General features: G+C 71.5%; 13 protein-coding genes and 1 pseudogene. 2 read left to right on the top strand and 12 right to left on the bottom strand.

Annotated features, from left to right (window positions below; genetic code table 11):
- On the bottom strand, positions 1 to 127 hold a 127-nt coding region (locus tag FV233_RS11245; protein ID WP_246689960.1), incomplete at its 3' end, for a GTP-binding protein.
- Between the two features lie 310 nt (positions 128 to 437).
- Between FV233_RS11245 and FV233_RS11240 the strand changes: the two genes are divergently transcribed.
- Positions 438 to 1,301 (top strand): porin family protein, encoded by an 864-nt coding sequence (locus FV233_RS11240; protein ID WP_147897534.1) that lies wholly within the window; start codon positions 438 to 440, stop codon positions 1,299 to 1,301.
- A 215-nt stretch (positions 1,302 to 1,516) separates the two neighbouring features.
- Here the strand turns inward: FV233_RS11240 and FV233_RS11235 are convergent, their stop codons facing one another.
- The 8 genes and pseudogenes from FV233_RS11235 to phnG form a co-directional block, all read right to left on the bottom strand.
- Positions 1,517 to 2,047: an AAA family ATPase gene (locus tag FV233_RS11235; RefSeq protein ID WP_147856636.1), complete on the bottom strand. Its 531-nt coding sequence runs from the start codon at positions 2,045 to 2,047 to the stop codon at positions 1,517 to 1,519.
- Complete coding sequence (locus FV233_RS11230; RefSeq protein WP_147856637.1) at positions 2,047 to 3,183, bottom strand: alpha-D-ribose 1-methylphosphonate 5-triphosphate diphosphatase; 1,137 nt, start codon at positions 3,181 to 3,183, stop codon at positions 2,047 to 2,049. Before FV233_RS11230 ends, FV233_RS11235 begins: the two co-directional genes overlap by 1 nt.
- Before the next feature lie 9 nt (positions 3,184 to 3,192).
- Positions 3,193 to 3,897 (bottom strand): phosphonate C-P lyase system protein PhnL, encoded by a 705-nt coding sequence (gene phnL / locus FV233_RS11225; protein WP_147856638.1) that lies wholly within the window; start codon positions 3,895 to 3,897, stop codon positions 3,193 to 3,195.
- Positions 3,894 to 4,667, bottom strand: a complete 774-nt coding sequence (gene phnK / locus FV233_RS11220; protein WP_147897533.1) for a phosphonate C-P lyase system protein PhnK — start codon at positions 4,665 to 4,667, stop codon at positions 3,894 to 3,896. The genes phnL and phnK overlap by 4 nt, the downstream gene beginning before the upstream one ends.
- Positions 4,664 to 5,494 (bottom strand): annotated as a pseudogene (locus FV233_RS11215) (alpha-D-ribose 1-methylphosphonate 5-phosphate C-P-lyase PhnJ); the annotation flags it as partial. The gene phnK and the pseudogene FV233_RS11215, both read right to left, overlap by 4 nt.
- Positions 5,495 to 5,670: 176 nt before the next feature.
- Positions 5,671 to 6,771 (bottom strand): carbon-phosphorus lyase complex subunit PhnI, encoded by a 1,101-nt coding sequence (locus tag FV233_RS11210; protein WP_147857188.1) that lies wholly within the window; start codon positions 6,769 to 6,771, stop codon positions 5,671 to 5,673.
- A 3-nt stretch (positions 6,772 to 6,774) separates the two neighbouring features.
- Positions 6,775 to 7,362, bottom strand: coding sequence for a phosphonate C-P lyase system protein PhnH (gene phnH / locus FV233_RS11205; protein WP_147897532.1), 588 nt, complete (start codon positions 7,360 to 7,362; stop codon positions 6,775 to 6,777).
- 2 nt (positions 7,363 to 7,364) lie between these two features.
- Positions 7,365 to 7,832 carry a phosphonate C-P lyase system protein PhnG gene (gene phnG, locus FV233_RS11200; RefSeq protein WP_147897531.1) on the bottom strand — a complete coding sequence of 156 codons (468 nt, stop codon included), beginning with the start codon at positions 7,830 to 7,832 and terminating at the stop codon, positions 7,365 to 7,367.
- 79 nt (positions 7,833 to 7,911) lie between these two features.
- On the opposite strand from phnG, the gene phnF reads away from it, so the two are divergent.
- Entirely contained in the window at positions 7,912 to 8,655 is a 744-nt protein-coding gene (phnF, locus tag FV233_RS11195; protein WP_147897530.1) for a phosphonate metabolism transcriptional regulator PhnF, read from the top strand.
- A 26-nt stretch (positions 8,656 to 8,681) separates the two neighbouring features.
- Here the strand turns inward: phnF and phnE (FV233_RS11190) are convergent, their stop codons facing one another.
- Genes phnE (FV233_RS11190) through phnD form a run of 3 tightly spaced genes read right to left on the bottom strand, consistent with a single transcriptional unit; the run spans position 8,682 to position 11,384 of the window.
- On the bottom strand, positions 8,682 to 9,551 hold the full coding sequence (gene phnE / locus FV233_RS11190; RefSeq protein WP_147897529.1) for a phosphonate ABC transporter, permease protein PhnE: 870 nt from the start codon (positions 9,549 to 9,551) through the stop codon (positions 8,682 to 8,684).
- Positions 9,548 to 10,429, bottom strand: a complete 882-nt coding sequence (phnE, locus tag FV233_RS11185) for a phosphonate ABC transporter, permease protein PhnE (RefSeq protein WP_147897528.1) — start codon at positions 10,427 to 10,429, stop codon at positions 9,548 to 9,550. Before phnE (FV233_RS11185) ends, phnE (FV233_RS11190) begins: the two co-directional genes overlap by 4 nt.
- Before the next feature lie 25 nt (positions 10,430 to 10,454).
- Positions 10,455 to 11,384 carry a phosphonate ABC transporter substrate-binding protein gene (gene phnD / locus FV233_RS11180; protein WP_147857800.1) on the bottom strand — a complete coding sequence of 310 codons (930 nt, stop codon included), beginning with the start codon at positions 11,382 to 11,384 and terminating at the stop codon, positions 10,455 to 10,457.
- Positions 11,385 to 11,401 lie beyond the last annotated feature (17 nt).

Below are 11,401 nucleotides of genomic sequence, written 5' to 3'. Positions count from 1 at the left end.
TCGCACCGCCCGTCTCAGCCAGCACCTTCGTGATCGCCGCCGTCAGCGACGTCTTGCCGTGGTCGACGTGACCGATCGTGCCGATGTTGCAGTGCGGCTTGGTGCGAGCGAACTTTTCCTTGCCCATGATTCCCATTCCTGCGGCGGGGACCACGCTGTTCCCCGGATCCTGGACGGCCGCCCCGAACGCGGAAGCGGGGCGAAAAACGCGGTCCGCTTAGAGGGTCGGCCGCTTGCGATCAAGGTCCGGCGCGCACGAGGCCCCCGGGGCGACGGCGTCTGTCAAGCGCCGAACCGCCGGATTGGGCGGCGTGAATATTGATGGCCACCACTTCCGGTGGACACTTTCGAGACACAGTGTGGCTTAGAGGGCATAGCGGACCCGACGCGGCCGAGCTTAAGTGGGGACAACCACTGGTCACCCGGGTTCCGCGAACATGATGAAGAAGCTCCTCCTCGCCAGCGCTGCCACCGCCCTGGTCTCGACGGCCGCCGTCGCCGCCGACCTGCCGCGCCGCGCCGCGCCGCCGCCGATCTTCACCCCGGTGCCGGTCTTCACCTGGACGGGCTTCTACGCGGGTCTCGAGTCGGCCTACACCTTCACCGACAACCAGCGCATCACCACCGTCGGCGTCCTGCCGGGCAACGTCGCCAACGTGCAGGCTGGACGCCGCCCGTTCCTGACCTCGACCTCGCAGGACGGCTTCGCCAACATCGGCGGCACCGCCGGCTACAACTATCAGTTCACGCCGGGCTCCGGCATCGTCGTCGGTATCGCCAACAGCATCGACTGGACTGACATCACCAAGAACCGGGTCATTCTGGGTACGCCGAATGCCGGCGGCACGGCTCCCAACATCAGCCAGTTCCGCCAGAGCCTCGACTGGCTCGGCACCCTCACCGGCCGCGTCGGCTACGCGTTCGACCGGGTCATGGTCTACGGCATGGGCGGTCTCGCCTACGGCAACGTGTTCCACGATGCGAACTTCTACACACCGGGCGGCGCCCTGCAGTTCGCCGGCCGCTACGACGACTTCAAGACCGGCTTCGCCTACGGCGGTGGCATCGAGTTCGCCATCCCGACCGACAGCTTCCTGAACACCTTCGCGGTCGGCAAGTATCTCGGCATCAAGTACGACGCCGTGACCATCAAGGCCGAGTACCTGCACTACGACCTCGGCAGCCAGAGCGTTCTGGTCGGCGCCATCCCGGGCGTCGGCACCGGCTCGTACATCTCGCGCTTCCGGACCGAGGGCAGCATCGTCCGCGCCGGCTTCAACTACAAGTTCGGCGGCTTCTAGGACTTCGCCACAGACACCGGCCCGGGAGCGATCCTCCCGGGCCATCCTTCGAGGGCGCGTGCCGGGACCGGTGCGCGCCCTTTTTCGTTGTGTTGTGGTCGGTTGCTTGCTGAGTACGCGAGAGCCGTGCCCGACCGCGTTGGTTCGGGCACGGCTCTCGGCTCTTGGTTTGACGCGCTCTCCGACGAACCGGAGCCACTTCGTCGAAGAGCGCTCTAGCGGGCGCGCAGATGCGCGATCAGCCGGGCCGCCGCCTCTTGCGGCGCGCCCGTGTTGAGGATGGTGAGGTCGGCCGAGACCCGGACCTCGCGGGCCAGGCGCGCGGCGACGTCCCCGTCCTCCGGCCGGTCCCGGGCCGCGATCCGGCGTGCCAGGACCTCGGCAGGCGCCGTGACCTCGACCACGCTGACCGGCAGGCCGCTGCCCCGGGCCTCCTCGACGATCCGGCGGGAGACGTTGCAGACCACCACGCGATCGCCGCGCGCGCATTCGGCGGCCTGCGCCGGGATCGCGTAGCCCAGGCCGTGCGCCCGCCAGTGCAGCGTGAACACGCCAGCCGCACAGCCCCGTGCGAAGGCGGCCTCGTCGATCTCGTCGTTGTCCTCGTCGCCCGACGGCGGCCGGGTCACCAGGCGGCTGGGGAAGACGTAGCGCGGGTCGCCCGCCAACTCCGCCCGGGCGAGCCGGATCAGCGTATCCTTGCCGGCCCCGCTCGGGCCGACCACCAGGACCAGGCAGCCCGCCATCAGGCGACCCGCCGGCCGGTGCGCCAGACCTCGCGGACCACTGGAACCCCTTCGGCGCGCTGGACCCGCACGAGGTCGGCCCGCAGGCCGGGCGTCAGGGCGCCGCGGTCGGTCAAGCCGGTGGCGCGGGCGGGGTTGGCCGTGACGGTGGCCAGCGCCTGCGGCAGCGAGATCCCGGATGCCTGCTCGGGCAGCAGGAACGCGGCCATCAGCAGGCTCGCGGGCACGTAATCCGACGACAGGATGTCGAGGTGGCCGGCCTCGGCCAACGCCAGGGCGGCGACGTTGCCGGAATGCGACCCGCCGCGGATCAGGTTCGGCGCGCCCATCATCACGGTGATCCCCCGCCCGTGCGCGGCCTCGGCCGCCTCCAGAGTGGTCGGGAACTCGGCGAGCGCCACCCCCTCCCCGACCGCGAGTTCCACATCGGCCAGGGTCGTGTCGTCGTGGCTCGCCAGGGGTATGCCCATGTCTTTCGCGAACTGGACCAGGGCTGGGCGGTTGCGGCCGTTGAGGGCCTTGCCCTCCCGGATCTTGCGCTCGGTGTTGAGCCGGATCTCCTCCAGGGTCCGGCCGCCCCGCGTGGCGTAGGTGTAGTACTTCTCCATGTCGCGGAACTGGCGCTGGCCCGGGGTGTGGTCCATCAGCGAGATCAGGCCGATCGTGTACTGCGCCTTGAACTCGGCCACCGTGTCGAGGACGTCCGCCGAGGGCAGCTCGCAGCGCAGATGCGTGAAGTGCTCGGCCCGGAACAGGTTGCCGGCCCGCGCGGTCTCGATCGCGGCGGCCAGCTGCTTCAGCTCGGAGCCGAGGCCGCTGCCGTCGGGGTCGCTGCCGGCGCGCAGGGAATCGAACACCGTGGTGATGCCCGAGGCGGTGATCTGCGCGTCGTAGGCCAGCACCGCGCCGAGGGGATGCCAGCGCACCTTGGGCCGGGGCGCGAAGTGGCTCTCGAGATGGTCGGTGTGCAGCTCGATCAGCCCGGGGATCAGGTGGTCGCCGCCGAGATCGAGGCCGCGCTCGGGCGGCCGCCCGGTGCCGATCTCCGCGATCAGGCCGTCGGCCACGGCGAGCCAGCCGTGCTCGACGCGGTCCGGCAGGACCAGGCGCGCGTTCTCGAGGATCATGTCGCTCATCGGGTCTCCTCAGGCCGCCCGGGCTTGCGCGAAGCGGGTCACGTCGACGATTCGCGTCGCCACGGCATCGCGCATCTCGCCGTCGTGGAAGATGCCGAGCACGCCGGCCCCCGCCGCCAGCTTCTCGCGGACGAGCTCGGCGACCACGGCGCGGTTGCTGGCGTCCAGCGATGCGGTGGGCTCGTCGAGCAGCAACAGCGGCCGGTCGGCGATCAGCCCCCGGGCGATGTTCACGCGCTGCTGCTCGCCCCCCGAGAAGGTCGCGGGCGGCAGGCTCCAGAGCCGGTCGGGCAGGTTCAGCCGGGCGAGCAGGGTCTTGGCCCGGGCGCGGGCCTCGTCCTCGGACAATCCGCCCTCGCGGCCGGCGGCCTCGACCACGTCGAGGGCCGAGACCCGCGGGATCACCCGCAGGAACTGCGACACGTACGCGATGACCCGGGCGCGCAGCGACAGGATGGTGCGCGGGTCGGCCCGGACCACGTCGATCGCGGCGCCGCCGTCGCGGACCAGGATCGTGCCGGCATCGCAGCGGTAGTTGCCGTAGGCCATCTTCAGGAGCGAGGACTTGCCGGCGCCCGAGGGGCCGCCGAGCACCACGCACTCCCCTGGCGCCACCGCGAGGCTCACGCCGCCCACAACCGGGAGCACCACGCCGCCGCGCAGGTGCAGGGTGAAGCTCTTGGCGACGTCCTGGAAGGTCAGAAGCGCGGTCATGCGGCGAGCACCGAGGAGACGAGGAGCTGGGTGTAGGCGTGCTCGGGGTCGTCGAGCACCCGGTCGGTCAGCCCGGTCTCGATCACCCGGCCGGCCCGCATCACGGCGATCCGGTGCGAGAGCAGGCGCGCCACCGCGAGGTCGTGGGTGACGATGATCACCGCGAGACCGAGTTCGGCCGAAAGCCGCCGGATCAGGTCGAGGAGCCGGGCCTGGACCGAGACGTCGAGCCCCGAGGTCGGCTCGTCCATCAGCACCAGCCGGGGGCCGGTGACGAGGTTGCGGGCGATCTGCAGGCGCTGGCGCATGCCCCCGGAGAACTGGCTCGGCGGGTCGTCCACGCGGGCCGCCTCGATCTCGACGCGGCCGAGCCAGTCGAGCGCCTGGCCGCGGATCCGGCCGTAATGGCGCTCGCCCATGCCCATCAGCCGCTCGCCGACGTTGCCGCCGGCCGAGACCGCCATGCGCAGGCCCTGGCGGGCGTCCTGCCGGACGAAGCCCCAGTCGGTGCGCATCAGCCGGCGCAGCTCGGCGGGTCCGAGGTCGGCGAGGGTGCGGCTCTGACCGTCGCGCATCCGGTAGCGGACGCAGCCGGAATCCGGCGCCAGCTCGCCCGCCAGCAGGGACAGGAGCGTCGACTTGCCGGAGCCGGATTCGCCCACGATGGCGAGCACCTCGCCCTCGGTGACGTCGAGATCGACCCCCGCGCAGGCGAGCCGCGCCCCGTAGGCCTTGGTCAGGCCGTGGGCGGACAGGAGCGGCGTGCTCATCGGGCGGCCTCCGCGACGCGGGTCTCGCAGACGTCGGTGTCCGAGCAGACGTACATCCGGCCTCCGGAATCGTCGGTGACCACCTCGTCGAGGTAGTGGCCGCGGGCGCCGCACAGCGCGCAGGGCTCGGTGAATTCCTGGATCCGGAACGGATGGTCCTCGAAGTCGAGGCTGCGCACCGCGGTATAGGGCGGCACCGCGTAGATGCGCCGCTCGCGCCCGGCCCCGAACAGCTGGAGCGCCGGGCAATCGTCCATCTTGGGGTTGTCGAATTTCGGCGTCGGCGACGGGTCCATCACGTAGCGGCCGGCCACCTCCACCGGGTAGGCGTAGGTGGTGGCGATGTGGCCGTGGCGGCTGATGTCCTCGTAGAGCTTGACGTGCATGGCCCCGTACTCGGCGAGCGCGTGGAGCTGGCGCGTCTCGGTCTCGCGCGGTTCGAGGAAGCGGAGCGGCTCGGGGATCGGGACTTGGTAGACCAAGGTCTGCCCCTCGGAGAGCGGCGTCTCCGGGATGCGGTGGCGGGTCTGGATGATCGTCGCCTCGGTGGTGCGCGTGGTGGTGGCGACCCCCGAGGTCCGGGCGAAGAAGCGGCGGATCGAGACGGCGTTGGTGGTGTCGTCGGCGCCCTGATCGATCACCTTGAGCACGTCGGCTCGCCCCAGGATCGCGGCCGTGACCTGCACGCCGCCGGTGCCCCAGCCGTAGGGCATCGGCATCTCGCGCGAGGCGAACGGCACCTGGTAGCCCGGCACCGCGATGGCCTTGAGGATGGCCCGGCGGATCATCCGCTTCGTGCCCTCGTCCAGGTAGGCGAAATTGTAGCCGGCTTCGGAAGCCTCCGACGCACCGGGCCCCCTCTCCCGTTCGGGAGAGGGTTGGGGTGAGGGATCAGGTCTTTCCGGATACGGCGCATCCCTCACCCTGTCCCTCTCCCGCACGGGAGAGGGGACCTGCGCTCCATCCAGAGCGCCGCCTTCACGTGGAAGCATATCTGTCGCGCTCATTCGGCCGCCTCCTGCATGCTGTCTGAGCCTCGAAAAAACTCGGCGCGCAGGCGCCGGACCAGCTCCAGCTCCGCCTGGAAATCGACGTAGTGGGGCAGCTTCAGGTGCTCGACGAAGCCGGTCGCCTGCAGGCTGTCGCAATGGGCGAGCACGAATTCCTGGTCCTGGGCGGGGCTCGCCACCGGCTCCCCGAGTTCCTCCGCCCGCAGCGCCCGGTCGACCAGGGACATCGCCATCGCCTTGCGCTCGCTCTGGCCGAAGCTGAGCCCGTAGCCGCGGGTGAATTGCGGGGGCGTCGTACCCGAGCCCTTGAACTGGGTGACCATCTGGCACTCGGTGAGCCGGATCCGGCCGAGCGGCACCGGGAAGCCCAGTTCCTCCGGCACGTACTCCACGGCGACGTCGCCGACCCGGATCTCGCCCACGAACGGGTGGGTGCGGCCGTAGCCCCGCTGGGTCGAGTAGCCGAGGCCGAGCACGAAGCCCTCGTCCGCCCGGGCCAGGGCCTGGAGGCGCAGGGCCCGGTCGGCGGGGTAATCCACCGGCTCCCGGGTGAGGTCGCCCACGGGGGCGCCGTCATCCGGGGGCGAAGGCTCGATCAGGCCGTCCTGGGCCAGCATATCGGTGACCCGCGGGCAGATCCCGGCATCGTCGCGCGGCTCGGCCTCGGCGGCGGGCGCGACCGCACCCTCGGCGGCCAGCGCGAAGTCGATCAGCCGGTGCGTGTAGTCGAAGGTCGGCCCCAGAACCTGGCCGCCGGGCAAGTCCTTGAAAGTCGCCGAGACCCGGCGGGCCACCGCCATGGCGCCGGTATCGACGGGTTTGGAGGCGCCGAAGCGCGGCAAGGTCGTCCGGTAGGCGCGGACCAAAAAGACCGCCTCGACCACGTCGCCGCGGGCCTGCTTGAGGGCCAGCGCCGCGAGGTCGGGATCGTAGAGCGAGCCCTCGGCCATCACCCGATCGACCAGGAGCGCCATCTGCTCGCGGATCTGCGACACGGAGAGTTCCGGCACGGCCGGGTCGCCGCGGCGGGCCTCGGCGAGCAGCCGGTGGGCGTTGTCGATGGCGGCTTCGCCGCCCTTCACGGCCACGTACATCGGTCAGCTCTCCGTGACGGCGGTGGAGCGCGGCAGGCCCGCGACGAGGCCGGGCGCGGTGAGGATCAGGTCGATTCCGAGCGGGAAGCCCGCGTGGTTCGCGGCGCACTGGTCCACGAACCCGTCCGGCACGGGCGCGAGGGCGATGCGGGTCGCGCCCCTGATGCCGGGCCCGGTGAGGTGGAGCCCCACCCCGGCCGCGATCCGGTCGAGGGCGAGCACAAGGGTGGTCGAGGTGTCGGGATAGGCCGGGGTGCCTTGGGCGAACCGGGCGAGCGGCGGGCAGCGGGCCGGATCGCGGATCAGCGCGAAGGCCGCCCGGGCCGGGTCGTCCGTCAGCGGCGCGCCGGTGTGGAAGCGCAGGTAGGCGGCGACCTCGGGCGCGGCCGCGAGGCCGGCATCGAGCCAGACCGGCGTGTCCGCATCGGTCAGCGCCAGCGCGACCGCGGCGAGTTCCGGGGTCAGCGGGGCGGGCGGCGCGAGCCGTGTGTCGAGCCGCCGGGGCAGGCTGGGGCGGGCGAGCGCATCCATCACCGCGCGGAAGGTGCCCTGCGCGTCGTGGACGGGGTCGGCGAAGCCGGGTGCGAGCATGCTCAATCCTCCCCGCGGACCAGCGTCAAGAAATCGACCCGGGTGGCGGCGCTGCGCCGGGCCGCCTGTCGGCCCGCGGCCTCGGCCCGCTGCGCGGCGGGTCGCAGGGCGGCCTCGACCCCGGCGCGCCGGGCCGGATCCTGCCAGAGCGCGTCGAGCGTGGCGGCCAGCCGCGCCTTCGTCCGGTCGCGGCCGAGATGATAGGCGAAGCCGGTGGCGCCATCCGGGAGCCGGATCGCCGCCCGGGTCACGCTCACCTCACCGAGGTTGAACGGGCGCCCGTCGCCGCCGATCCGGCCCGTCGCCATGACGAGGCCGGTCTCCGGGGGGCGCAGGTCCTCGGAGGCCGGGGCTTCGAGGGACCGCAAGGCGGCGTCGAGGTCCTCCCGGCTGGCCTCGGTGCAGAGCGCCATGACGGCCTGCCGGGCCGCGATATCGTCCGGTCCCGATTGATGCGGGCGCGTCGCCATCGCGAATCCCTCTGTCGAGCTGTTGTCTAGTCGTGTAGACAACTAGCGTGCCGGGCGCAAATGAAGTTTGGATGACGGTATGGATGCACAGGAGCAGGCGCCCGGCCTCATCCGGGGCGAGGGGCTGACGGCGTGGCGGCAGATCGCCGACGCGCTGACCGCCGACATCGCGGCCGGGCGTTACGCGCCGGGCCAGCAGATGCCGACCGAGACGGCGCTGGCCGCGCGCTTCGCCGTCAACCGCCACACGGTGCGGCGGGCGCTCGCCGCCCTGGCGGAGGGGGGCCTCGTGCGCGCCAGCCAGGGGCGCGGCACCTTCGTGGAGGAGGCGCCGCTCGCCTATCCGATCGGCTCGCGCACCCGCTTCTCGGAGATCGTCACCGGGGCGGGGCGCGAGGCCTGGGGCGACCTGCTCGCCGCCGCCACCGTCCCGGCCGGCCCGAAGCAGGCGGCGGCCCTGGCGATCGCGCCGGGGGCGCCGATCCTGGAACTGCTGACGATCCACCGGGCGGACGATGCCCCGATCTCAACCGCCCAGACCTGGCTGCCCCTGCCGCGCTTCTCCGATTTCGCCGCAGCCTATGCCGAGCGCGGCTCGATCACCCGGGCGTTCGCGGCCTGCGGGGTCCACGACTACACCCGGCTCTCGACGCGGATCCGCGCCCGCCCGGCCGACGCCCAGGAGGCCGAGCGCCTCGATATCGCCCCCGGGCGGGTCGTCATGGTGGTGTCGAGCGTCAACATCGACACCGCTGGCGCGCCGATCCAGGCGAACCGCACCCTGTTCGCCGCCGACCGGGTCGAGCTGGTGATCGGCGGCTAGAGCGCACGCCGCCGGGTTGGAGCCGGTCAGCGGGCCGCCGGCCCGATGATCGCCCGGCGCAGGCGGGTCGAGACCCAGTCGATCGCCGCCACGGTGGCGAGGATCATCAGCACGAGGAAGGCGACCTGCTTCAGCTCCAGTACGCGGATCAGCTCGGTGAGGTACTGGCCGATGCCGCCCGCCCCGACGATGCCGATGATCGTCGCCGAGCGGGTGTTCGATTCGAAGAAGTACAGCACCTGGCTCGCCAGGACCGGCAGCACCCCCGGGATCAACCCGAAGCGGATGCGGTGGAGGGTCGAGCCCCCCGAGGCGACGACACCCTCGCCGGGCCGCCGGTCGCAGGTCTCGATCGCCTCGGAGAACAGCTTGCCGAACGCCCCGAAATCCGAGCACGCGATGGCGAGCATGCCCGCGAAGGGGCCGAGGCCGACGACGTTGATCCAGATCAGCGCCCAGATCAGCACGTCGACCGAGCGCATCACGTCGAGGCCCCGGCGCACGGCGAAATGCGCGAACGGGTTGGGCACGACGTTGCGGGCGGCCAGCAATGCCACCGGGAAGGCCAGGATCGCCGCCGTCAGGGTGCCCAGGAAGGCGATGCCCAGGGTCTCGCCCAGCGCGTGCACGAAGGTGCCGAAATGCCCCTCCGGCGAGGGGGGCAGCATCAGCACCGCGAAGGTGCCGAGACGGCCGAGCCCATACAGGATCCGGGCGGGCGACATCTCGAACTGCCAGGCGCCGAAGCCGGCAAGCCCGGCCAGGCCCGCGAGGACCGCCAGCCGGCGCAGGCGCGCGGCCCGATCGGTCCGGAACTGGGCGGGATAGCGGGCGCGCAGGCGCGCGAGATCGGCCCGGGCCGCCGCCCGCAGGATTTCGGTTCCGGCGCGGCTCATCGGGCCTCCTCCGGGCCGGTCAGCCGGTGCCGGACCCGCTCGGTGGCGAGGTCGATGCCGACGACGGTCAGGATGATCAGCCCCAGGATCGCGCTGACATCCGCGTAGTAGAAGTTGCGGATCGCGGCCAGGAACTCCTGCCCGATGCCGCCGGCGCCGACGAAGCCCAGCACCGCCGCCCCGCGCACGTTGATCTCGAAGCGCAGCAGCGCGTAGGAGACGAAGTTCGACAGCACCTGCGGCAGCACCGCGAAGCGCACGGTCTCGAGCCAGCTGGCGCCCGAGGCCGACAGGCCCTCGACCGGCCGCATATCGATATTCTCGACCACCTCTGAGAACAGCTTGCCCAGCGCCCCCGTGGTGTGGATCGCCAGGGCCAGCACGCCGACCATCGGGCCGAGGCCGAAGGCGATCACGAACAAAAGCGCGAACACCACGTCGGGAATCGTGCGGCACACCTCCAGGACGCGCTTGGCGAGGAAGCGAACCGTGGCCGACCGCACCAGGTTGGCGGCCGCGACGAAGCTGAGGGCGAAGCCCGCGACCGCCCCGAGCAGGGTTCCGAGATACGCCATCAGCAGCGTCTCGCCGAGCAGGGCGAGCCAGCCGGGCAGGCCCCAGTACCAGGCGCGCACGTCCTCCAGCGGGTGATCGAGGCCGATCGGCGGCCAGATCTGCTCGATATAGGCGGTGAACTTGCCGATGTTCTCGACGAAGACCAGCGGCCGGACTTCGGCGGCGAGGCCCGCCAGGAGCGCCAGCACCGCCAGGACGGCGAAGCTCGCGAGGGTGCGGCGGCGGGCGGAGCCGCTCGCCGCCGCGTACAGGCCGGAGAGGGCGGCTGCCCGCTCCGGCGGCAGGGGTGTCAGGCCGCGCAAGGCCGGCGCCTCCTCAGGACCGCGATCAGGACTTCTTGCGCTGCTCGTCGTTGAACTTCAGCATGTCGATGACCGGCTGGTAATCCTTGAGCGTCACCGGGGTGAGGCTGAGATCCTTGCCGTCGGACAGCTTGTCGAACGCCGCCTTGTCGGCCTTCGGCAGGTCGAGGAAGGCCTGGCGGATCTTGGCCTTCAGGTCGTCCGGCAGGCTCGCCAGCACGGCGTAGGGGCCCTCCGGCAGGAAGTCGGACTTGAACACCACCCGGAAGTCGGACTGCTTCATCGGCGTACCGTCCGGGTTCTTCAGGACGCCCTTGGCGACCATGCGGGTCACCATCGTGTCGGTCTCGGAATTCCACAGGTTGGCGGCGGCCTCGACGGTGCCCTGGGTCAGGGCCAGGACGGCGTTCTCGTGGCTGCCGGCAAAGACCGCCTTGCCGAAATGCCTGTCCACGTCGAAGCCGGCCCGCTTCAGGAAGAAGCGCGGCGCCTGGTTGCCGGAGGTGGAGTTCGGGTCGACCAGGGCGAGGTTCTTGCCCTTCAAATCCGCCACCGTCTTGTACGGGCTGGAAGCCAGCACGTAGAGCACCGAGTAATAGCCCGAGGCGCCGGTCTCGTGCTGCGGGTTGACCAGCGGCTCGATCTTCACCCCGGTCATCACGGCCCGGCCGAACGAAGCGGCCCCGTAGAACGCGATCTGGATGTTGCCGGCGCGCTGGCCCTCGATCACCGCGGCGTAGTCGCTGGCGACCCGCAGCTTGACCGGCACACCGATCGTCTTCGTCAGGTAGTCGGCCAGGGGCGCGTAGCGGTCGTTGGTGCCGCTGGCATTCTCCATCGGGATGACCGCGAGGGTCAGCTCGGGATACTTGGCCTTCCACTCCTGGGCGGCGGCCGGCAGGCTGAAGAGGGCGAGCGACGCCGCGGCGGCGGCGAGGGTGCGTCGGGTGATCATCGGGTGGTCCTCGGGTC

The organism is Methylobacterium sp. WL7 (assembly GCF_008040085.1).
Lineage (GTDB): Bacteria > Pseudomonadota > Alphaproteobacteria > Rhizobiales > Beijerinckiaceae > Methylobacterium > Methylobacterium mesophilicum.
Note: the sequence above shows the minus strand (reverse complement) of the source record. Positions and strands in the feature narration are given on the sequence as shown.